Below are 24,310 nucleotides of genomic sequence, written 5' to 3' on the forward strand. Positions count from 1 at the left end.
TCGACCAAACGCATGGAGTCCTTTCCGCCGCCCCTCTGGACTACCTTGCCCTGCTGTCGGCGTTTAACGAATACGCCTTCGGGCCACACAATTTATGTGACATGCATCACATTTTCTGCCTTGTATACCATTTCTCTCCTAGTGAGAAGAAGTAGCGCCATTCCGATGCTTTTGCTCACTCAATGCGCTTGGGCCCTGATTTCCATATCCGAAAAAAAAACGAGCCACCCTTCGAAATCGGCGCATCAAGGGCGGCGTCGGAAAAAGTCACCACCGCACCCGCACGCCGAGGTTGGCCTCGCGCTGCTCGTAGTCCGTGCCGTCCAGCTCCCGGCCCACCGACACCACGCCGAACAGGCTCACGCGCTGGTTCACCAACGCTTCCAGCCCCAGCTCCAGCGTCGCCGAGGTGCCCAGATCGTGGTTCGGGAGTGCCTGGGCCGCTCCGCTGCCACCCGGCAGGACGCTCACGCTGCTTTCGTCGCCACCCACCGCCCGCTGCACGCCCAGCGTCGCCCACGGCCGGATCACTCCACCGTCGTCGCGATCGATCCGCTTCTCGATCCGCAGCGCCGCACGGGCCGTGCCGACCAGCTCGTCGTCGAACGCGATTCGCTTGCCTGATGCGTCCACCTTGCTGCCCCAGCCCACCGCGCTGGCGTTCAACTGCACTTGCGGCTCCAGCGACCAACCGTCGTCCAAGCGGTATTTCCGCCCCGTCCGGGTGCTGAAGGTCACGCTGTTGCCCACGATCCGTTCCCGGAAGCCATCGGGCGTACCGATGTCCGCGTGCGGCACCTGGCCGGTGAGGACGAAGTTGACATAGCCACCGGTATCCCAGGTATGGCTCATGTACATGCCGGCGACCAAAGTATTGATGTCGACATTGGCGATGCCCGAGCCCGGCAGGTTGGTGGAGTTGACCCCGGTCGTCCAGTAGTTGCCGTGGCGGTAGCCCAGGTAGATGCCGCCGCGCAGGGTCCGGCCTTCGCGGTCGAAGGCGCTGTCGGCACCGACGTACAGCCCGACGTCGTCGCCGGAAACCTCGAAGCCGGGGTCGGCGCCCAGTTCCAGTTCGCTGCCGGTGGCGGCTACCCAGACCCCGCGGCAATCGTCGATCATGCCGGTTCCGGCCCGCTCGACCGGCCACTTGGGCTGGATACCGCATTGCGGCAGCTCACGGCCGCGCACACCGGCCAGGCGCTGGTGGATCAGGTTGTCGCTGTTTTGCGCCGCCAACAGACCCAGGCTCGGCAACACGCCGTAGGCCGGCACTTCGGGCAGCAGTCCCGCCTCGGCGCTCAGGTACCAGTTGCGATCCTCTCCCTGTCCGAAGCTCCAGGGCAGCAGGCTGCCATCCAGGCGCACGAAGTCGTTGGTGCTGTCGGCCGGGACGAACTCGCCGGCCGTGCCGGCATCGTCGTTCGGCGCGGAGATCACCAGGATCGAGACGAGGCCGCCATCGGTGAACTCGCTGCCGTCGCCGGCAAACGCCACTTGGGTGGTGCCGGCCACGTCGCCGTCGATGTCCAGCCCGCCGGCAGTCAACGTGCCCGGGGAGACCGTCACCTGCAATGCACCATCGTCGCTGGCGTAGTTGCCGCCGATCGCCAGGCGGTTGGCGCCGACGTCGATCAGGCCGGCGTTCTCGACATGACCGGCCAGTGCGGCGCCGGCATTGGCGATCCACTGCGAGGTGGAGTCGATGAACAGCGTGCCGCCGGCCAGGTCGAAGGCGCTGCCCTGGGTCAGGGTCGTGTTGTCCAGCAGTTCCACGCGCTGCCAGTCGTTGACCACGGCCAGGTTGGCATCGTCGAGGTCCTGCGCACTGAAGCGCAGCAGGTCATCGCCGCCGCCGCCGTCGATGGCGGTCAGCCCGCTGATGTCGCCGCCGATGAAGTGCGCGGTGTCGTTGCCGGTGCCGAAGGCCAGCGCACCGTTCACCGTGCCGCTCGAAGTGAAGCTGTCGTCGCCGTCGGTGCCGCTGTAGCTGCCGGTGATGTTCAAGGTCGCCCCGGCCGCCACGGTCGTGCTCTGCGCCATCACGCTGCCGCCGGCCGTCACGTCCAGGGTGCCGCCGAGCACGTTGACGGTGGTGAAGTCCGAGCTCATCGGGCCGTTGACGTTGAGTTCGCCCGCACCGGTCTTGCTCAGCGTCTCGAACTGCTGCACCGCGCCCAGGTCGGCCACGCCTTCGATATCGGCGTTGAAGGTGTCGTTGCCTGCACCGGCCACCACCGTGCCGACGATGTCGGTGTCGTCGTGGATGGTCAGGGTGTCGTCGCCAGCGCCGAGCAGGAACTCGCCGCCGGCGGTGTCGAGCATGCCCGCCACGTCCAGCACGTCGTTGCCGTCGCCCAGGTCGCCGGTGGCCAGCAGCGTGCCGTCCGCGCCCACCGTGACCGTATTGGTCCCGGCGCTGCCGGTCAGCGCCACCGCCGTGCCGTCGCTGGCCTCCAACTGGCCGTCGACGTTGAGCGCGGTGTCGTCGCCCATCACCACGGTCGGCGTTTCCAGCGTGCCGGCCACCGTGAGCGTGCCGCCGTTGATCGTGGTGCCGCCGCTGAAGGACTGCGTGCCCACCAGCGTCGCTTCGCCGGCATTGTCCTTCTGCAGGTACTCGAAGTTGATCGTGTTGGTCGCGTCGAAGGTGAAGGCCGCAGCGGTGTCCAGCACCACCGTGTCGCCGGTGCCGTGGCCGCCGCCGCTGACGACGCTGGCCAGCACCGCGCCGTCCTGCAGCGTCAGCGTGTCCTCGCCCCCGCACAGGTCGATCGTGCCGCTGCCCGACACGGTGCCGGCCACGGTCATGCTGTCGTCGCTGTCGCCGCAACCGTAGCTGCCGTCGACGTTCAAGGTCGCGCCCGCGGCCACGAGCGTGTTCAGCGGGCCGCCGGCGATCGCCACCACGCTGGCGTCCGGACCGACGTCCAGCGTGCCGCCCAGCACCTGCACTTCCTGCAGGCCGGTCGCGCCCGGGCCGTTGATGTTGAGCGTGCCGGTGCCGGTCTTGGTCACGCCTTCGAAGTTGACCAGCGCACCGAGGTCGGCGCTGGTGTTGATGTCGTAGACGCGCGTGTCCAACCCCGCGCCGCCATCGACCGTGCCCTGCACCACCGTGCCGTCGTGCACCACGAAGCTGTCGTCGCCATCGCCCAGCGCGAAGCCGCCACCCATCGTGTCCAGCGTGCCGGTCACGTCGAGCACGTCCGCGCCCGCGCCCAGGTCGCCGGTCGCCAGCGCCGTGCCATTGACGACCACCGTGTTGACGCCATCGCTGCCGGTGATCGTCGCTGCCGTGCCGCCATCGGCCTGCAATACGCCGTCGACGTTGAGCACGGTGTCGTCGCCCATGGCGACGGTTGGCGTTTCCAGTTGCCCGGCCACGGTCAGCGTGCCGCCGGTGATCTCGGTGCCGCCCGAGAAGCCGCTGCTGCCCGTCAGGATCGCTTCGCCAGTATTCTCCTTCACCAGGTGCTCGAAGTTCACGATCATGTCCAGGTCGTACTCGGACGTGACCGTGTTGTTGATGTACACCCAGTCGCTGCCCTCTTCGGGCTCGTTGCCGTCGATCACGGTTTCCAGCGTGGCGCCGTCGAGCAGCATCAGGGTGTCGTCGCCCGCGCATAGGTCCACCGTGCCGCTGCCCGACACCGTGCCGGCCACGGTCAGGGTGTCGGCGCCGGTGCCGCAACCGTAGGCACCGTCCACGTTCAGCACCGCGCCGCTGGCAACGAAGGTGTCCAGGGTGCCGCCGGTGGGGGCGACGACACTGCCGTCCGGGCCGATGTCGAGCGTGCCCTCGAGCACATTCACCGTGGAGAAGTCCGAGACCGCCGGACCCGCAACGATCAGCGTGCCGGTATTGGTCTTGTCCAGGGTCTGGAAGTTGGTCACGCCGCCCAGCGTCGCGGTTCCGGCAATGTCGGTGACCAGGGTGTTGCTGCCGGCGCCGCCGTCCACCGGACCAGCCAGGCCGGACAGGTCCGCGCCGTCCTGCACGACGAAGGTGTCGTCGCCTTCGAGCATGTCGATGGCGCTCAGGCCGGTGACCGTGCCGGCCACGGCGAACACGTCGTCGCCCGCGGTGAACAGGAAGTTGCCGTCGATGTCGAGGGTCGCACCGCTGGCCACGGTGGCGTTCTGTACGCCCGCGATCTCGCCGTCGACGCCGATGTCGAGCGTGCCGTCGAGCACGTTCACCGTGCTGAACTCCGACAGCGCCGGCCCGTCGACGTGCAGCGTGCCGATGTTGGTCTTGGTCAGCGTCTCGAAGTCGACCGCGCCGCCGAGCACGGCGCTGCCGGCCAGGTCGGCGACGAAGGTGTCGGTGCCGGTACCGCCGCTGACCGGCGTGGCCAGGCCGGACAGGTCTGCACCGTCCTGGATGGTGAAAGTATCGTCGCCATCGCCCAGGTCGAGCGTGCCGCCGCCGGTGACCGTACCGGCGACCGTGAAGGTGTCGTTGCCGGCGGTGCCGGCATAGGCGCCATCGAGCTGCAGGGTCGTGCCGGCAAGCGTCATGGTGTTCTGCGCCTCGACGCTGGCGCCGGCAGTCACCTCGAGCGTACCGCCCAGCAGTTCGACGTCGATGAATTCGGCCACGCCGTTGATCTGCAGCGTGCCCTCGCCCGACTTGCCCAGCGACTCGAAACCGAAGAGGCTGCCCAGCGGCACCGTATTGCCGGCGCCCAGGTTGACTTCCAGCAGATCGTTGCCGGCACCGCCGTCGACCGCGCCGAGCATCGCGGTGGTGTCGTGGATGATGAAGCGGTCGTCGCCTTCGCTCAGGTCGAACAGGCCACTGCCGCCCACGTCGAGGAAACCGGCCACGTCCAGCACGTCGTCGCCGGCGCCGAGGCTGCCGTCGGCGACAAGTTGCGCGCCTTCGGACACGATCACGGTATTCACGCCATCGCTGCCCGTGATGGTCGTCGAATCGATGAACAGCGGTCCACCGCTGGCGAAACCATCGACCCGGAATACGGTGTCGTCGGCCATCGCCAGGGTCGGCGTCTCCAGCGTGCCGGTCACGGTCAGGGTGCCGCCGTTCAACTCGCTGCCACCGATGAACGCGTGGTCGCCGGTCAGCGTCGCCTCGCCCGCGTTGTCCTTCTGCAGGATCTCGAAACCGGCGATATCGCCGCCGTCCAGCGCGAAAGCGTTGGCGTTGTCCAGCACCACCCGGTCGTCGCCGGCACCGCCATCGATGGGGTTGACCAGCCCGGCGATATCGGCACCGTCATTGAGCGTCAGGGTGTCGTCGCCGCCGCACAGGTCGACGGTGCCGCTGCCCGTCACGGCACCGGAGACGTCCATGCTGTCGTTGCCGTCGCCGCAACCGAATTCGCCATCCACGTTGAGGATCGCGCCATTCGCCACGATGGTGTCCAGCGGGCTGCTGGCACTGGCCACGATGCTGGCACCGGCGTGCACGTCCAGCGTGCCTTCCAGCACCTGCACTTCCTGCAGGTCGGTGGCGCCCGGCCCGGTAATGTTGAGCACGCCGGTACCGGTCTTGGTGATGCCTTCGAAATTGGCCAGCGCGCCGAGGTCGGCACTGGTGTTGATGTCGTAGGTGCGGGTGTCCTGCCCGGCGCCGCCGTCGACCGTGCCGAGCACCACGGTGCCGTCGTGCACGACGAAGTTGTCGTCGCCGTCGCCGAGCAGGAAGGTGCCGCCGGCCATGTCCAGGGTACCCGCCACGTCCAGCGTGTCGACGCCGGCGCCGAGGTCGCCCGTGGCCAGCAGGGTGCCGCCGGCACCCACGGACACGGTGTTGTCGCCGGCGCTGCCGGTGATGGTGGCCGGCGTCCCGGCACCCGCATCGAGCGTGCCGTCGACGTTCAGCGTGGTGCTATCAGCCAGGGCGACCGTCGGCGTTTCCAACGCACCGTCCACGTCGAGCGTGCCGCCGTTGATCGTCGTGCCGCCGACGAAGGCCTGCGTGCCGGTCAGGGTCGCCGTGCCGGCGTTGTCCTTCCGCAGCAACTCGAAGTCGGCGGTGTTGCCGGCATCGAAGCTGAGCGCCAGGGCGTTATCGAGCACCAGCGTGTCGCCGACGCCGAAGCCGCCGCTGATGGCGTTGTCCAGGACCGCGCCGTCCTGCAGCGTCAGCGTGTCGGCGCCGTCGCACAGGTCGATGGTGCCGCTGCCCGAGACGGTGCCGGCCACGGTCATGCTGTCGTCGCCGTCGCCGCAGCCGAAGCTGCCGTCGACGTTCAGCGTCGCGCCGCTGGCGACGACGGTGTCGAGCGTGCCGCCCGGCGCCGCGACCACGATGCCGCCGGCGGTGACGTCGAGCGTGCCTTCGAGCACGTTCACCATACCGAAGTCGGAACTCAGCAGGCCGTTGATGTTGAGCTCGCCGGTGCCGGTCTTGCTCAGCGTTTCGAAGCCTTGCACCGCGCCGAGGTCAGCGACGGTGTCGATGTGGGTATCGAGCGTGTCGTTGCCCGCGCCTGCCGACACGGTACCGATGATGTTGGTGTTCTCGTGGATGGTCAGGGTGTCGTCGCCGTCGCCCAGCGCGAAAGTGCCCGCGCCGGTGTCGAGGGTGCCGGCAACGTCGAGGACGTCGTTGCCGGTTCCGAGGTCGCCGTTCGCCAGCAGGGTGCCGTCCGCGCCGACGCTGACGGTGTTGTCGCCAGCGCTGCCGGTGATCGTCGCGGTGGTGCCGCCGGCCGCCTGCACGGTGCCGTCCACGTTCAGGGCGGTGTCGTCGGCCAGGTCGACCGTTGGCGTTTCCAGGGTGCCGTCGACATCCAGCGCGCCATTGAAAATGCCGGTGCCGGCGCTGAAGTCCTGGCTGCCGGTCATGGTGGCGGTGCCGGAGCCCAGCTTGTTCAGTCGTTCGAAGCCTTCGGTCTGGGCGCCGTCGAAGACGAGCGCATCGTTGTTCAACAGCTGCAGGGTGTCGTTGCCGGTACCCGCGTCGACGCCGCCGCCTTCGAGCACGGCGCCGTCCTGCAGGTTCAGGAAGTCGTCGCCGTCGCCCAGGGCGAGGACGCCGGCCCCGGTGTCGAGTGTGGCGTTGTTGAGCAGGACGGTATCGCTACCGTCGCCTAGGTCGCCGTCGGCACGCAGCGTGCCACCGAGCGTGACCTGGATGAGGTTCGAACCGGCGCTGCCGGTGATGGTGGCCGGATCGCCGCCGTCCGCTTCCAGCGTACCGCCGGACACCAGCAACTGGGTGCTGTCGGCCATGGTCACCGTTGGCGTTTCCAGGCTGCCGAGCACCTGCAGCGCGCCGCCGTCGATGGCGGTGCCGCTGCCGAAGTCGTGGTCGCCGGTAAGCACCAGCAGACCGGTGTTCTGCTTGGCCAGGATGTCGAACGTGTCGATGTCGCCGCCGTCCAGCGTGAGTCCGAGGACCGTGTCGACCACCAGCGTGTCGGTGCCGCCGCCACCGGCGGCGTCCACGCCGCTGCCCAGCATCTGCGCGCCGTCGTGGAGCACCAGCGTGTCGTCGCCATCGCCCAGGCCGAGTGCGCCGGCGCCCGTGTCCAAGGTGCCGGTGAGGTCGACCGTGTCGTTGCCGCCGCCGAGGTCGCCGCTCGCCAGCAGCGTGCCGCCGGCGCCCACGGTGATCGTCTGCTCGCCCGCGTCGCCGGTCAGCGCGGCCTGGTTGCCACCCTCCGCCTCCACCGTGCCATTCACGGTCAGCGCCGAGGTGCCGGTCATGTCGATGGTGGGCGTTTCCAGTCCACCGTCGACCTGCAAGGTGCCGGCGCTGATCACGGTGGCCGCGATCTCGTTGTCCAGCGAGGTCAGCACGCTGGTGCCGGTGCCGATCTGCGCCAGCGTGCCGCAGGCCACCGGGCCGCACATCAGGGTGCCGTCGAAGGTGAAGGTGTCGCTGCGGTTGAGCGACAGGACGGACGTCTCGGAATTGATGATCACGTCGCCGGCGCCGGCATTGCCGGTGGTGCCGCCGTTGCCGATCACCAGGTTGCCGTCGTTGATGACGGTGTTGCCGGTGAAGGTGTTGTTGCCGGTGAGGATCCAGGTGCCGCTGTCGTTCTTGGCCAGGGTGGTGGCGCCGGTGCCGTTGTCGCCGATCGCGCCGCCGAAGACGTTGTCGCCCGTGTTGGTGCCGCCCAGCGCCATGGTGCGGGCGGTGTCCGTGCCGCTCAGGGCCACCGCGCCGGTATTGGTGAACTGCAGCGCGCCGGTGCCGGAGGACTCGATGAAGGTCACGCCGGTGTCCAGCGTGAACTGGCGGTCGCTGCTGTCGCCCGCGCCCGTGTAGCGCAACGTCGAGCCGTTGCCGATCACCAGGTTGGCGGCATCGGAGCTGGCGGCGCCGATCGAGCTGGCCATGCCGCCGTCGGCGAACTCGGTCACCTCGAGGACGCCACCGCTGATGGTGGTGGCGCCGGTGTAGGTGCTGGTGGCGCTGGTCAGCCGCCACAGGCCGGTGCCAGTCTTGGTCAGCGAGGTGGCGCCGGTGCCGTTATCGGTGATTTGGGCGGAGAAGATATTGGTGCCGGTGTTGGTGCCGGTCACGGTCAGGGTGCGCGCGGTATTGGCGCCGGCCAGGGTGACCGCGCTGGTGCTGCTGAAGTCGATGGTGCCACTGCCGCTGGAGGCGATAGTGCCGCCGTTGGTACCCAAGGTGAACGCCCGGTCGGTGCTACCGCCGCTACCGACGTATTCGAGGGTGCCGCCGTTGATCACCAGGTTGGCGGAATCGGATGTGGACGCACCGATGGAACTGTTGACGCCACCGTCTTCCAGGCAATTGACCCGCAGCGTGCCGCCATTGATCGCGGTGGTGCCGGTGTAGCTGCTGTTGCAGCCGGTAAGGGCCTGAACCGTATTGACGCCGCCGTTCTTGACCAGGTTGCCGCTACCGCTGACGGCACCCGCGTAGGAACGGGTATCGACGCTGTTGATGGTCAGGGTGGCGCTGCCCAGGTCGAGGTTGCCACCGGCGGCGCCCCCGCCGATCAAGGATGTCACCACCGTATCGAAGCCGTCCAGATCCAGCAGCACGCCAGCGGTGTTGTTCAGCGTCATGTGGCCTTGCGGGCCGAATGCGTTGGTCGTCCCCGCACGCAGTACACCGCCCGCCACCTGGGTGTTGCCGGTGTAGGTGTTGGCGCCGGACAGCACCAGGGTGCCGTCGTTGCGCTTGATCAGCAGCCCGCCGCCGATCACCGCCCCCTCGAACTCCAGGGTGGTGGCGGCATTGTCCACATTGATGCCGCCGGTACCCAGCAACTGGAAGCCGCGGTCGATGGACACGCTCCCGCCGGTGTATTCCAGAGATCCGTTACTGTTGAACACCAAGTTGTTGGAGTCGGCGCTGGAGGCGCCGATACCGCTGGCCAGGCCGCCATCGGCCAGGCAGTCGGTACTGATGTTGGCGCCCTGCAGGACGGTGGTGCCGGTGTAAGTATTGTTGCAGCCGTTGAAGGTCTGGGTGCCGCCGTTGGTGCGCAATACGCCGCCGGAGCCGCTGATGACGCCCGAGTAGTTGCCGTCGCCGGAAGCGATGCGCAAGGTCGCCGAGCCCAAGGTGACGTTGCCGCCGTTGGCGCCGCCGCCATTGAGCGGACCGATGGTGTTGTCGAAGTTATTGAGGTCCAGAGTAGCGCCAACCGTATTGGCCAGCTCCATGGTCGCGAAAGAATTGCCGGGGGTGCCGAAAGCCTGGGTGGAACCGGCACGCAGGGTGCCGGCATTGACCGTGCTGCCTCCGGTGTAGGTGTTGGTGCCGGAGAGCACCAGCGTGCCGGCACCGTTCTTTATCAGCCGTCGGTTCACGCCCGCCGCCCCAGCCACCGTGCCGCTAACGGTCAGCGTGGTCGCCGCATTGCTCACGTCGACGATGCCGAAGCTGGCGTTTCCCCCCAGAGTGACGCCGCGGTTGGTACTGGTGGTGGCGCCAGTGTACTGCAGGCCGCCGCCGTCCAGCACCAGATTGCCCGAGTCCGCAGAGGCCGCGCCGATGCCGCTTGCCATGCCGCCGTTGGTCAGCGTATCCACCGACAGCAGGCCGCCGGTCACGGTGGTAACGCCGGTGTAGTCGTTGGTGTCGTTGGCCAGGGTCAGCGTGCCCCCACCGGCCTTGGTGAGACCGGCGTCGTCCGGGCTGGTGACCAGACCGGAGAAGACCAGATTGGCGCTCGAATTGTTGACCTCAATGGTGGCGCCCAGGCCGCCGGACTTGGCGATGGTGAAACCGCGATCGCTGCTGTCGCCGGTACCGGAATAGCGCAGGGTGCTGCCTTGCAACACCAGGTTGGAAGCGTCGGCGGAAGAGGCGCCGATGCTGCTGGCCGTGCCGCCGTCAGCGATCTTGTCGACCGCCAGCGTGCCTTGGACCACCTGGGTGGCACCCGTGTAGCTATTACCCATATTCGTCAGTCGGACCACGCCGGTGCCGGCCTTGATGAAGCCCAGGTTGTTGCCGTTGTCGACGATCTGCGAATTGATGGTGAAGTTGCCGGTGCTGTTCTGCTGCACGGTCAGCGCATCGTCAGTGCCGCTGCCGCCGGTGATCATGCCGCCGGTGATCAGCTGGTTGGTGTTCAACACCGAAGGCGCGACGATGATGGGGGCGTCCACGCCCAAGGTCTGCCCGGGCTGCACGGTCACGGTGGTGGACACCGGCTGGGTGTACTGCAGGCCGCCCAGTTGCACGCTGCCGTTCACGGTGCCGAAGAAACCGTCCGTATCGCCATCGTCGTCGGAGATGACCTGGCCGCTCATCCACAAGGAGGCGTCGTCCTGGTCGGTGTAGTCGGCCTCGGTGAACGCGAGGATCTGCCCGCCCTCGACCTTGGCGTAGTCGGTTCCGTTCACCGTGGCCCAGGCCAGGAACATGTCCGCATTGCTGGTGGTGATGCTGCCGCTGCCCGGCAGGTTGAAGTTCATCAGGCCGCCGGTGCGGGTGATGGCGCCCAGGTTGACGGTCATGCTGCCGCCGGTGCCGGAGCTGGTGCCAATCGTGTTGTTGCCGCCAGTGACGTACAGGCCGTCGAAGCTCTGGGTGTTGTCCTCGCCGGCGGCGCCGATCACGTTGAGGATGCCGCCGTCCATGTTGAGGGTGGAGGCGCTGGAAATGATGTCGCTGGTCGGTCCGCCGGCGCCGCTGAAGTTCAGGTTCAGGGTGCCGCCGCCGATAGTGGTGTCGCCGGTGTAGGTGCTGGCGCCGGTCAAAGTCTGGGTGCTGGCGCCCAACTTGGTCAGGCCGCCGCTGCCGGTGATGCTGCCGGCGTAGCTGGCGCTGGTACCGGCCGCCGCCTCCAGGATCAGGGTGGCGCTGCCCAGGTCCACGGTGCCGCCGGTGCCGGTCAGCCGGGTAAGGGTCCGGTCGAAATCGTTCAGGTCCAGGGTCCCGCCATTGACCGTGAAGACACTCGACGCCCCGAAGGCATCGGCCGTCCCCGCACGCAGCACGCCGCTGTCGACGATGGTCTGGCCGGTGTAGGTGTTGGCGCCGGTCAGTAACCAGGTGGCATCGCCGGCGCTGCGCAGGTTGCCGCTGCCGGAGATGACGCCGGCGATCGCGTTGCTGCCGCCGGTAAAGCTGCCACCGAGGGTTGCGGTGTTGCCGATGGCGACCGTGCCGTTCAGTGTCAGGGCGCCGGTACCGCTGCTGTTGAGCGTGCCGTTGTTGATGGACCAGGTCTTGTTGCTGGATTCCCCGGCGCCGACGTAGTCGAGCGTACCGCTGGAGGAGATCGAAATCGAACCGGTTCCCAGCGAGCCGGCAACGCCGGTATCGGCAATCACCGATGCCTCGGTCCTGCCGGCCCCGAGGATCTGCGCCTGGCCCGCGAAAGTATTAGCGCTACCCAACCGGATCGTGTTCCCACTGCCGCTGTTGAACTGAATGTTATGGCTGCTATCGCCGCTGATAACGCCCAGCAGGTCCATGTCGGCCGACTGCGCGACGAAGCCAACGGTATGCCCCGACGCGCCGCCAGCGGCAATGTTGCCGGTCAGCGTCAGCGTGCCGCTGCCGGCGTTGTACAGGTAGGCAGCGCCGGCGTAGGCGCCCGGATTCATCTGCCAGTTGCGGTTGGAGCTGTCGCCGGTACCGGTGTAGTAGACCCGAGTCGCACCGAGGTCCTGGCCACCGCTGCGCCCGATCACGATGGTTCCGTTGGCCACGGTGGTGGGAGCGCCGAGTGCGCTCGCCACGCCCAGGTCGGCGATCGAGCTGAAGGCATTGTAGCTGCCGCCCCACCCCGTCGCGGTTGTGAACCGGGTTTGCCCCGTGTAATTGTTCGCGTCGTTGGTCAGCGATATGTTATCGCCGACGGTCAAACCGCCGGCGCCCGTATAGAACGCACCGCCGGTTCCGGCGCCGTTGATAGTGGCAAGGCCGCTCACGAGGTTGATCGTGCGGCTGGACGAGATCGTGCCGCTCGAAGTGAACGTGCGCCCGTTCCCCAGATTGACCACGTTGCCGATATTGCCCAGCGCGGCATCGCCGCCCCCGCCGATGCTGAGGTTGCCGCCGATGGCGTTGATGTCGCCGGTGAAGCTGTTGCTGCCGGTCAGCGACAGCGTGCCGCCATTGATGTCGATGCCGCCGCCGAAGCTGTTGCTGCCGGTCAGCGACAGCGTGCCGCCGCCGGCCTTGATCAGGCCGCTGGTGCTGGTAATCACCGAATTGATTGTGACCGTCCCGGCATTGGTGATCGTGGGGTCCGTGCCGCCGAGCGTCAGCGTGCTGCCGTTGAGGACCCAGCCGTTCATGTTCACAAAGGTCATGTTGTGAACGGTGATCGGCTCGGCCAGCGTGATCGTGCCGGGGGTGTTGCTGAAGAAGGCGTCGTCCAGGGCGGCATTGCTCCAGGGACTGAAAGGCCCGCTGACGCCATCGCTGTTGGGGCTCCAGAAGGGATCGGTGGTGTTCCAGGTACCGCTACCGCCCAGGCCCACGGCGGTGCCGTTGGGGTCCCACCACCGGTCCGCCGCCCAGGCAGGCATCTGCGCCGAAAACAGAGCCAGCAGGACACCCAGCCGCAAGGACCACGCCGTGGGCGGACCGGTTTTGGCGTCTCCGTCGTCCCACCGGTCATCGACGGCCATGACGCGCTCATCGACCGCTCCGCCGCGCTTGCCGCGGCGCACGCTCAGTTCCGAAGCCACCACCCATGCATGAAGGGCATACGACCAAACGATGCGGAATACACGATTCATTTCCCTTCCCTCCTGTTTGGACCGATGATCACTGCCCCGTTTGCCCTGTCGGCTCGGCAGATCGTGTGATGTAGCAACATGAACCCGGAATCACGTGCCATGCCCCCCCCCAAAAAAGGGGGGTATGTTTGCCTAACAACATGGGCGGAGCAGCAATCCCTTGTCCGGCCTGAGCGCATCGTAGGACTCCGGTGTACGAGGGGATATTGGGAAAAGTCTGATGCCCGAGCCCGGACACCGTGGAACGGGCTGCGCCCAATCTCACAGCGTTCGCCCCTCCTTTTCCGAGGAAACGCGAAAACCGTGACCAATTTCACGGAAAATCACCCCCCCCCCCCCGAAGTTACGGCCGTCCCGTGCGTCACCTCTGCCGGCAACGCATCAATCGACGCAATTGCCCTTGCCCCGACGCATCATCAACCCGGACGCAGCCACCTTGGGACGCAATTGCTCGAACCCGCCCGGATTCCCGCCAAACTCACACCACCCGCACTCCGCGGATATTCGCCCGGGCGTTGAGCCAGAACGCCTCGTTTTCAAAGCGCCGGAAGATGTCCGGCGGCAGCACCGACTTGCGCTCCGCAGCAGCCACCTTCTTGCCAACCGCATGCAAGCCCGGCATGCCTGTGTGCGCATCGAACTCGTCGACATTGAAATGCACGTTGTCGAAATCGTGCCGGAACGGCGGCTCGCCGATGAAATCGTAGACCGCCGCCATGGCTTTGGCCGGATCGCTCACCAGCGTTTCGTACTGCAGCAGCATCAGATGTCGCGCATGCTCGCCATAGAACGCCTCCTTCAAGGCATTGTAGGAGAACCCCACCAGGCCATCGCCATTGGCGAGGCCTTCCACCCGGTTGTAGACCGTGCCCCCGGTTTGGAAATTGAACATGAAGGACGGACGCAGGGCATTTTTCTGGATCGCCCGTTCCACGCTATCCACGATCCACGACACATGGCGAACGCAGGCAATCATTTTCGATTCGGGAAATATCCCGGACAGCACCGGCAACTTCGAGCACCAGACACGACTGGTATCGAAGACGACTTCCGCTGCGAATTCCACACCGTAATAATTCGCGAAAAGGCCCCGCAACACTTGTCGCCGCTGCCCGTCGGTGATGAACACGGAAAGCTCGTTCCGGCTGCTCATTTCACCCAACAGGGTATCGACCATGCCCGCAAGCGGACTACTCATATGGGCGTGGAATCGCGGGTTCTGGCGTAGCAACGCTGCCAGCAGCGTGGAGCCAGACCTAGGGAGGCCCGAGATAAAATGAACAGGTCGCATCCTTCTCCTCTCCTCCGCGATTCCACGAAAATCCCGATCGCTCGCCATGCGGCAATCGACGCGGCCCGGCCACCACCACTCAGCGTCGAATAAGGACCGCGGAAGTTCTCATATTAACCGCGCCGGCGCCAGTCCTCTCCCCTCGATCGATCACCTTATCCACGCCTCCTCCGTGATATCGGGGAAGAACTTATGCAGCACAAAGTGAGGCACCATGTGGCAACCTGCAGGGCAAGACCATGACGTACCCCGATTACCCTCATGCTTCCGGCTCCGCGAACGCCACATAGGCTGCGGCGCGATCCAGCACGTCGACCAGTTCGCGGCGTGCGTTCTGGAACAGCCGCGCGAACGCGCCAGAACCCGCCGCAGCATCCGCGCGGGCCCGCTCGATGGCCATGGTCGCCTGGAACGTGAACCTTTCCGCCGCCGCGTCCTCGCCGATCTGGCGGCAACCGATCGCGATCCTGTTCGCCAGGTTCATGGCCGGGTACCACTGCCCCGCGGATGCAAGCTGCTCCAGCCGCTCCAGGTCTTTCCATGCCGACCGATAAAAGACGCGCAGAATCTTCCCGACCTTGTCGTCGTCGCCTCCAAGCAAGGCGCTCAGCGCCGGGTACACCGGCTGCTCCTGTCCACCGAACCGCATCGTCTCCTCCTCGCCGTGATTGCACGAACAGCGGGGCGCTTCGGATTCCGGCACGCAAAGCGACCCGATCGGGGCCCGACTGCGCCGCGCATCCATCGAGCGACGAGTCCGGGCCCAACCTGCACGCATCGTAGGATTCCGACGCTGGGGGCGATATTGGGAAAAGTCTGAGCCCGGGCCCGAATCCACCCGTCCCCATCAGGGAGAGTGCGGCGGGGGTCGAAGGCCAGTCGGACCCGCCCCGCCGGCCTTCAGGCCCGGTTTTCCAGCAGGTAATCCAGGCCGTGCATGGAGAGATAAGGGCCTATCTCGGTGTTGGAGCCCAACCCGAGCTTGCGCAGCGCGTTGTACTTGTGCGCCGTTACCGTCTTGTAGCTGCGATCGCTGTCGATGGCCAGCGCCTGCAGATTCCCGCCCCTGGCAAGCGCAAGCAGAACGTCGCGCTCGGCGGCGGTCAAACGCATCCACGGATGATGCCGCGCCGCCTGCAGGTCGATGGCCGGATCGACGAAGTTCTTTCCCGCCACCACGGCACGCATGGCCTCGATGGCCAGGTGCGGGCCGCTGTTCTTGGAGACGTATGCGGATGCCCCGTGATCGAGCGATGCCAGCGCCAGGCAGGGATACACCTGGCCGCTGTACACGACGATGCGTATTTCCGGCCGCAGGGCGTGCACCGCCTGCAGCAACGGGACGCTCTTCAAGTCTCCCGGCATCTGCAGGTCGAGGATGAGGTAGTCGCATGCCGCCTCGCCCGCACGGAGCATGAGGCCGTGGCCGTCGGCAACGGCGCCGATATCGGCGCCCGGGAAGGCCGTTTTCAACATTTCGGCGAGTGCGATGCTGATGATCGGGTGATCGTCGGCAATCAGGATCCGCATCGAACACACCCCCAAGGCGCGAGTCGCCCGAAAATACACCAGGCACGCACCGGGCGTCACCACGCATCGCATGGCGCGCCATCCAGCGCGACAGCGACGCGCCGCCGGATCGTGGCGCCTGCACCGCGCGCGCCCGGGGACTACGGCAACGCCAGATATTCTCGGACCCGCTCGAGCACCTGCCGCAATTCATGGCGGGCGCTCGCGAATTCCTCCCCGTAATCGGCCTCCAGCCCCGCCTTGCTCTCGACGGCTTCCAGCGCGGTGGCCGCGCGCTCTTCGCCCAGCTGCCTGCATCCCGATTTCAACTTGTGCGCCAGCTCGCGCACGCGTTGCCGGTCACCGAGCGCGCGGGCCGAATCCAGCAATTCGCAATCGTCCCGGGTGGATCGCTCGAAAATGCCCAGCACCTGGATCAGCCTCTCCTTGTTGTGGCCGAGTATTTCGGCCAGCACCTGGAAGCTGGCGGACGGTTGGTCAGCCGTAGCCGTTGGCGGGTCGACCTCGGGCGCCTGCGCATGGGCCGGAGGCAGGAACTCGGCCAGGACGCGCTTGAGTTCGCGGATCTGCAAGGGCTTCCCCATATACCCATTCATGCCGAGCGCCATGCAACGCTCGCCCTCCCCCTGCAGGACGCTTGCCGTGACGGCGACGATCGGGAGGACGCGCGCGCCCTTCTCCCGCTCCTGGTTCCGGATCCGCCGGGTGAGTTCGTATCCATCCATGTCGGGCATGTGGCAATCGGTCAACAGCAGCGCATAACGCTTTCCGGACTGGAGCATCGCCCACGCGCTGGCACCGCTTTCCGCGATGTCGCAGGCATAGCCCAGCCGCTGCAATTGCCGGGAAATCACTTCCCGGTTGGTCGGATGGTCTTCCGCAAGCAGGATGAGCCTGCCCGCTTCCTCCTGCTGCTCCCGGAAGCGGGGTTCGAATCCCTCGGGCGCAGGCTCTTCCGCGATCGCCGGGACCGGCGCACTGGCGCGCCCCAGCGCGACGGCGATTCCGCGAACCAGTCCGTCCCTCGTGAGCGGATTGCCGTTGATCAGCGTCGCATTCGGAATCGCTGCGACTTGCATCGCCTCGAACGGACGCACGATCACGAACGGCAGGCCCGACAATGCGGCATTCCCGTCGAAGCTACGGCGCAAGTCCGCGTATTCGGCCGGGGGCCACCCCTTGTCCAGCAAGACCAGATCGATTCGTCCATGCCGGATGCTCTCTTCGGCGCGCGCCAGCAATTCGCCGGCCGAGCCGCAAAACCCGACTTCCACATCGAACCTGGACAGGAAATCGGCGAGGATCCGCCGCCGCATCTCGTTGGCCGCCACCGCAAGGACACGCACGCCGGCGATCGGATTGTCCCAATCGCGGCGCTCCACCGGGGTCGTCTCGAACGGGATCACCACGCCGAAGCGGCTTCCCCGGGACGGGCGGCTCTCGCACTCCACCCGCCCGCCCATCAACTCGGTCAGGTGCTTGACGATGCTCAGTCCCAGGCCGGTTCCCCCGAAGCGCCGCGTCGTCGCCGCATCCGCCTGCTGGAATGGCTGGAACAAGCCCTTGACGGTTTCCTCGTCCATTCCGATGCCGGTATCGGCAACGTCGAAGCGCACATGCGCCGGCGAGCCGGCCGGATCGCGTCGATCCAGGGACACCGCCACCGTCACGCCGCCGTGCTCGGTGAACTTGATGGCATTGCCGACCAGGTTCGTCAGTATCTGGCGCAGGCGGACCCGGTCGCCGAGGACGCGCTCCGGGACATCGGCGGCGACGTCGATATCGAGGTCGATGCCGCGCTGCGCAGCCTGCACCCCCATGGCTTCCCCGACGCTTTCGGACAGCCGCCGCAATGAAACCGCCATGAAATCGAGCTCGAGCTTCCCCGCTTCGATCTTGGAGTAGTCCAGGACGTCGTTGATCACGGTCAGAAGGGCGAAAGCGGAATCCTTGCAGCTTTCGAGCATGAGCTGCTGCTCGGAATTGAGCGATGTTTCCAGCAGCAGCTCGATCATGCCGACCACGCCATTCATCGGCGTCCTGATTTCGTGGCTCATCATGGCGAGGAACCGCGCCTTGGCTTCCGTCGCCCGCTGCGCCTCGAATGCCTTCTGGCGCAGATCGGCCTTGAGGTTTTCTTCCTGGGTGATGTCCCGGGCAATGCCGATCATCCATCTGCTGCGGCGGCCACCGGGCGCGTCCCTCCATACGAACGTCGCATGCACTGCGACCCATCGCGTCTCGCCATCGGGACGCACGATCCGGTACTGGCTGGTGTAGTCCCCGTTGCGTTGCGCCACGTCGGCCAGGTGCGCCAGGACCCGCTCGCGATCCTCGGGGTGGAGCGCTTCGAAAAAGTGGCGCCTCGTTATCGGTTCGTCGGCGCCATAACCATAGATGCGGCGCACGTTGGCGTCCCATTCGATGGGGTCGTCCAGACTGCGGTCGTCCAGGTCGTCGGCCTCGCTGACATCGCGGAACTCCGAACTCCAGGCGCCAAGCTGGCCACTCCGCAACGCCAGCTCCAGATTGGTGCGGGCCTGTTCCAGGGCGCGGGACGCCAATTGCGCTTCATGCGCCCTCTGGCGCAAGTTCGCATTCAGGTTCTCCTCGTCGGTGACATCGCGGACGATGCCGGTCGTCACCCTTTCGCGCCTGCCCGTTCCCGGATCGGAATGCAATCCGGTCACCGCAGTGACCGCTATCACCCGCACCTGGCCATCCGGACGCACTATCCGATACTGGTCGGCGTACTCCTGCCCGCTGTTCGTCATGGCGGACAAACCGGCCAGGACCCGCTCGCGATCTTCGGGATGGATCGCATCGAAGTAGGTCCGTCTGGCTATTCTTTCCTCGTCGCTCCTGCCAAAAATGCGGCGGACGCCGGCATCCCAGTCGACCGCTTCGTCCGGATTCGACTCGCCGCCGTCGGCGTCCCGCTTCGAGCGCCAGACGCCGAACCTGCCGCTGCGCAGCGCCAGGTCGAGATCCACGCGGGACTGCTCCAGTTCGGCCAGGGCGAGTTCTGCCCGTCGCTTCGCCCGGGCAAGTTCGATTTCCTGCAGCTTGCGCTGGGAAATTTCCCGGTTGACGCCCACCAGGAAGGTGGATTTCCCGGACTGGACATAGCGCATGGCCGAACCTTCCGCCCAGCGCCAGCCACGGTTTTCGTCCGGAAACCGGAATTCGTAGTCGACCGGCACGCCATCCCGCAATGCCCGCCTGACCGCCTCCTTGAGGGGCTCGATGTCGTCCGGGTGCAGGTGCCTTACCAGCTCCCCGGCCAGGTAGTTCCTGCCGCTAAGGCCGAACAGCTCGCGCTCGAACGCATCCAGGTCGAGCAGGTCGGTCCTGGAATCCCAGGCCCAGGTCCCCATCTGCGCGGCGCGCAGCGCCACGCCGAGGCGTGCATTGCTCACTTCGAGCTGTTGGCGCAGTTGCTCCGCCAGGCGCAGGCGCAGGCGCACCAGGAATCCAACCCGGGCGACGCCGATCAGCAGGACCGCCGCGGCGAACCAACGTATTGCATGCGTTTCCGCGGAACCGACGACGTAACTCGCGATCACCACGGACAGCGTCCAGGCAATGGCGACGATCAGCGCCCCGTGTCCTGCCTGCCCTTTCGTCCCCCAACCATCCAAGCGCCCGAGATGCCTCAAACGACGCCCCTCGATCAGCAGGAACCCCTGATTCACATTAAGCTAGGCGTGGCCGATCAGGTTTGTCAACATCAGCGACTACCCTTACTTTTACGCGACAGGCCGGGTGGAAACAGGAGCCATGGATCGAGTGCCCAATACCCGTTTCCCCGGCTTGCGCGTGCTCGTCGCCGACGACGACCCGATGATGATCGGGCTGTTGTCGATGCTCCTGCACGACTGCGGCATCGACCTGGTCGGAACCGCGAACAACGGACAGGCCGCACTCGAACTGCTTTCCACCAGGACGGCGGACGTGCTCATTTGCGACCTCAACATGCCCGGCATGGACGGGGTGCAATTGATGAGCCGGATCTCGGCGCTGGGGCAGCGTCCGTCCATCGTCCTGCTGAGCGGCGAAGACCCGCGCATCCTGGATTCCAGTCGGCAATTCGCCGAAGCCAAGCACCTGACCGTGCTCGGCGTGCTGCGCAAGCCCATAGCGCATGAACCGCTGCTCGCGCTATTGGCCCGCTTCCAGCCGGACAAGCCGCACGCGGCGGACAAGGTGGAAGGCGCGGCCCTGAGCCGCCGGCACATTCGCGCCGGGCTGGACCGCATGGCCCCGCGATTGGTCTACCAGCCCAAGGTCGACCTGAAAACCGGAAACCTCATTGGAGTCGAGGGTCTCCTGCGCTGGACGGATCCGGAATCGGGGATTCCCCGCCCATCCGGCGAGGTGATCTCCGCCGCCGAGCGGCACGGCATGATCGATGAACTTACCTTCGCCGTCTTCGCTTGCGCTGCCCGGGACCGCCGTTTCGCGGCACACAAGGGACTCGCCATCAATTTCGCGATCAACCTGTCGCTGGAAAACCTGAAGAACGCGGACATCGCGGACCAGATGCTCATGATCGCATCCCGGGAATCCGGAACTCCTTCCGATTTCACTCTCGAGATAACCGAAACCCACCTGATCGACGATCTGGCGCGGATACTCGAGCCGCTCCTTCGCCTGCGCCTGCAAGGGTTCAAGATAGCGCTGGACGATTTCGGCACCGGGGCCTCGACGATGCAAATGCTGTCGCAGTTGCCGAGCACCGAGCTCAAGATCGACCGCAGCTTCGTCTCGGCAGGCCCCCTCAGCGCACAGGGACGCACCTTCCTGCAATCCGCGGTCGAACTTGGCCGCCAGATGGGGCAGTCCATCGTGGCCGAGGGGATAGAGACGGCCGAGGAATTGGGATTGGCGCTCGAGCTTGGTTGCCATCTGGGCCAGGGCAATCTGTTTTCCCCCCCGCTCCCGATCGAGGACCTGATAGCCTGGCAGCGCATGCGCGCCGGCGCATGTCCTCCGGAGGGGACGTAAACCGATCGGGATCCTGCCCCGTCGCTTCGGGCGGATTCCGGTCGCGGTCACCCTGAAATCCGTTCAGCACACATGGTACTTGTGATCGAAGACGTGCCCCGCAGGGCTGTCGATGCAACCCGTCGAGGCTGCCGATGGCACTGAAGCGCCAGCCAGTCCGGGACGAACTGTCCGCGACGGTCCCCATTTCGATCGTCAATGGGTTCCTGTCGGGCGCCGACCGGTCCGCCATCGCGCGCCTGGCGGAACGATCGGGCATTCCTCCCCGCCTGCTGGGGAAACCCGGCGCACGCGTGACCCAGGAGCAGTTCTCGACGCTTTACCGCCTGCTGGCCATCGAGTTCGACGACGAGATGCCGGGGATATTCAGCCGTCCGCTGCGCAGCGGTGCGCTCAAGTTCTTGTGCCTGAGCCTTCTCGATGCGCCGCGGCTCGAAGTGGCGCTCCACCGCTTCTGCCAGTTCTTCCGCCTGGTGCTGGACGATCTCGTGCTGACTTCCGGCCGCGGCAAGGATGTCGGCTACATCGAGCTGGTCGCATCCGGGCACGCGCCTGCCGCCACTCCCCTGGGGAAGATGCTGATGCTGAAGCTGGCGCACGGCGTGGCGTCGTGGCTGGTGCGGCGGAAGATGCATCTGGACAGGGTGTCGTTCGATTTCGCGCAACCTTCCCGGGCCAACGACTACCTGTACCTGTTCCCCGGACCCGTTCTTTTTTCCCAGCCGACGACCCGGATAACCTTCCCCGCCGACTTCCTCGAGCTTCCGGTACGCCAGCGGAAACCCGACCTCCGGCAATTCCTAGACCGCGCGCCCGAAGACTGGATCTTCGTCTCGTTCGCGGAAGAACTGACTTGCCATCGCGTGCGCCAATGCATCGTCGCCGCACTTCCCGACATGCCGACGATCCACCGCGTGGCCAGGAACCTTCATTGTTCCGATCGCACGCTGTTCCGAAGGCTGTCCGCGGAAGGCACGACCTTCCAGGCGATCAAGGACGAGGTCCGCCGGGACATCGCCATCCGCCAGTTGACGCAGACGCAAGCGCCGATCTCGCAGATCGCGGAAGCCGTCGGGTTCGACAATCCCACCGCCTTCCACCGGGCGTTTCGTGGCTGGACCGGAAGCACGCCCAGCATGTACCGGCACAAGGGCTGACCGGGGCGCCCGCCTCCGTCGCCGCCGCAATCCCGGCTGGCGGTCTTTGTCATCACATTGGCGCTTTTGGGTAGCCCCCCCGGGCGCACTGTTCTTACGATTCGCGTCCATGCAGGGCGAATGGCCCGTGCCCCCCACCGCCATCGGGAAACCGCCATGACGTACGTCGCACCCGTAAAGGACATGACCTTCGTGCTGGACCAGCTGGTCGGCATGGAGAACATCGCGCAGTTGCCGGGACTGGGCGACGCCACCGCGGACTTGGCCCGCTCCGTGATGGAGGAGTGCGCACGGCTCGGCCGCGAAGTCGTCGAACCGCTCAATTCCAGCGGCGACAGGAACCCCAGCCGCTGGGAGAACGGAGCAGTCTCGACCCCGCCGGGCTTCAAGGAAGCCTATCGCCAGTACGTCGACGGCGGCTGGCAGGGCATTTCCCATCCGGCCGAATACGGCGGCCAGGGGTTGCCGAAGGTGATCGGTACCCCATGCATGGAAATGCTGCAGTCCACCAACCTGGCATTCAGCCTCTGCCCGTTGCTGACGGACGGCGCCATCGAGGCCCTGCTCACCGCGGCATCCGACGAAGTGAAGGATCTCTACCTGTCCAAGCTGGTCAGCGGCGAATGGGCGGGAACGATGAACCTCACCGAGCCGCAGGCGGGTTCCGACCTCGCCCTGCTGCGTTCGCGCGCCGAGCCCCTCGAAGACGGAACCTACCGGATCTCCGGCACCAAGATCTTCATCACTTGGGGCGAGCACGACATGGCGGAAAACATCGTCCACCTCGTGCTGGCCAGGACGCCCGACGCCCCCGAAGGCATCAGGGGAATATCGCTGTTCGTGGTCCCGAAGCGCCTGGTCGCCAGCGACGGTTCGCTGGGTCCCCGCAACCGCGTCGATTGCGTATCCATCGAGCACAAGCTGGGGATCAGGGCGAGCGCAACCGCGGTCCTGCAATATGACGGCGCCATCGGGCATCTCGTCGGCGAGGAGAACCGCGGGCTGGAGTACATGTTCGTCATGATGAATGCCGCCCGCTTCGCGGTCGGCATGCAAGGCGTCGCCGTGTCCGAGGCGGCCTACCAGAAGGCCGTCGCCTATGCGCGCGAACGGGTGCAAAGCCGCCCCGTCGACGGCTCTTCAAAACAGGCCGTGGCGATCATCCACCACCCGGACGTACGGCGCATGCTGATGAGCATGCGCGCCCTGACCGAGGGCGCGCGCGCGCTCGCATACGTCACGGCCGGGTATTCCGACCTCGCGCATCATTCCGCGGATCCTGCCAACCGCGCCGCCTATCGCTCGCTGTACGAATTCCTGGTCCCCGTCGTGAAAGGCTGGAGCACCGAATCGTCGGTGGACGTGGCCAACCTCGGCATCCAGGTCCATGGCGGGATGGGCTACATCGAGGAGACCGGCGCGGCGCAGTTCCTGCGCGACGCGCGCATTCTTCCGATCTACGAAGGCACCACGGCGATCCAGGCAAACGACCTGGTCGGGCGCAAGACGCTGCGCGACCGTGGCGCCGCGGCGAAGTCGTTGATAGGCATGATCGATGCCACGCTGGCCGACCTGGAAAAGGCCCGCGATACCCCAACTCCCGCAATCGAGTCGATGCGCCACAACCTGCGGTTGGGGCGGGATACCCTGGCCGACTCGGTCGAGTTCCTGCTGGCGCACGCCGATCGGCGCCCCAACGCGGTGTACGGCGCCGGCGTCCCCTACCTGAAGCTGTGCGGGCTGGTACTGTGCGGATGGCAGATGGCGCGCTCCCTGCTGGCCGCATTGGCCAACCGGGAAAGCGATCCGGAATTCCATTCCGCGAAGATCGCCACGGCGCATTTCTTCGCAACGCACCTGCTTCCGCAAGCCGTCGGTTACGCGACCGCCATCCAGGCGCCCGAAGGGCTGGGGGATGCGCTCGCCCTCGCCGAGTCGCAATTCTGAACCCCGGCTTCGCGTGATTCCCGCCCCGCGGCCGTCCTCCGGCGGCGCGCTGGGCCAACCCATCGAGCAGAGAGTCCGAACACAGACATGAAAATTCTCGTCGCCTACAAGCGGGTGGTGGACTTCAACGTCCGCATCCAGGTCAAGCCGGACGGTTCCGGGGTGGTCACCGAGGGCGTCAAGCTCTCGCCCAACCCGTTCGACGAGATCGCGC

Annotated in this window: 8 protein-coding genes and 2 pseudogenes; 4 read left to right on the plus strand and 6 right to left on the minus strand. The window is 66.4% G+C overall.

Annotated elements, in window-relative coordinates; all coding sequences use genetic code 11:
* Positions 1 to 267: 267 nt before the first annotated feature.
* The 6 genes and pseudogenes from CSC71_RS13230 to CSC71_RS13250 all read right to left on the minus strand — a co-directional run bounded on the left by CSC71_RS13230 (position 268) and on the right by CSC71_RS13250 (position 19,680).
* Positions 268 to 12,951 carry an autotransporter-associated beta strand repeat-containing protein gene (locus tag CSC71_RS13230; protein ID WP_246192221.1) on the minus strand — a complete coding sequence of 4,228 codons (12,684 nt, stop codon included), beginning with the start codon at positions 12,949 to 12,951 and terminating at the stop codon, positions 268 to 270.
* Positions 12,952 to 13,068: 117 nt separating this feature from the next.
* Positions 13,069 to 13,164 (minus strand): annotated as a pseudogene (locus CSC71_RS15775) (ESPR domain-containing protein); the annotation flags it as partial.
* A 478-nt stretch (positions 13,165 to 13,642) separates the two neighbouring features.
* Positions 13,643 to 14,503 carry a sulfotransferase family protein gene (locus CSC71_RS13235; protein WP_343037692.1) on the minus strand — a complete coding sequence of 287 codons (861 nt, stop codon included), beginning with the start codon at positions 14,501 to 14,503 and terminating at the stop codon, positions 13,643 to 13,645.
* A 211-nt stretch (positions 14,504 to 14,714) separates the two neighbouring features.
* The gene (locus CSC71_RS13240; RefSeq protein ID WP_211368035.1) at positions 14,715 to 15,104 is read right to left on the minus strand and encodes a hypothetical protein; all 390 of its coding nucleotides are present in this window, start codon (positions 15,102 to 15,104) and stop codon (positions 14,715 to 14,717) included.
* A 251-nt stretch (positions 15,105 to 15,355) separates the two neighbouring features.
* Entirely contained in the window at positions 15,356 to 15,985 is a 630-nt protein-coding gene (locus CSC71_RS13245; protein WP_162374852.1) for a response regulator, read from the minus strand.
* 140 nt (positions 15,986 to 16,125) lie between these two features.
* Positions 16,126 to 19,680 (minus strand): PAS domain-containing protein, encoded by a 3,555-nt coding sequence (locus CSC71_RS13250; RefSeq protein WP_162374853.1) that lies wholly within the window; start codon positions 19,678 to 19,680, stop codon positions 16,126 to 16,128.
* Positions 19,681 to 19,774: 94 nt separating this feature from the next.
* Here CSC71_RS13250 and CSC71_RS13255 point away from each other — a divergent pair, with 94 nt between their 5' ends.
* The 4 genes and pseudogenes from CSC71_RS13255 to CSC71_RS13270 form a co-directional block, all read left to right on the plus strand.
* Positions 19,775 to 20,992: an EAL domain-containing response regulator gene (locus tag CSC71_RS13255; RefSeq protein ID WP_211368037.1), complete on the plus strand. Its 1,218-nt coding sequence runs from the start codon at positions 19,775 to 19,777 to the stop codon at positions 20,990 to 20,992.
* A gap of 134 nt (positions 20,993 to 21,126) precedes the next feature.
* Positions 21,127 to 22,149 (plus strand): AraC family transcriptional regulator, encoded by a 1,023-nt coding sequence (locus CSC71_RS13260; protein WP_162374855.1) that lies wholly within the window; start codon positions 21,127 to 21,129, stop codon positions 22,147 to 22,149.
* 57 nt (positions 22,150 to 22,206) lie between these two features.
* Positions 22,207 to 24,096, plus strand: a complete 1,890-nt coding sequence (locus tag CSC71_RS13265; protein WP_211368040.1) for an acyl-CoA dehydrogenase — start codon at positions 22,207 to 22,209, stop codon at positions 24,094 to 24,096.
* 87 nt (positions 24,097 to 24,183) lie between these two features.
* Positions 24,184 to 24,310, plus strand: a pseudogene (locus CSC71_RS13270) (EtfB protein); the annotation flags it as partial.

The sequence above is a fragment of the Pseudoxanthomonas sangjuensis genome (genome assembly GCF_010211755.1).
Classification (GTDB): Bacteria; Pseudomonadota; Gammaproteobacteria; order Xanthomonadales; family Xanthomonadaceae; genus Pseudoxanthomonas_A; species Pseudoxanthomonas_A sangjuensis.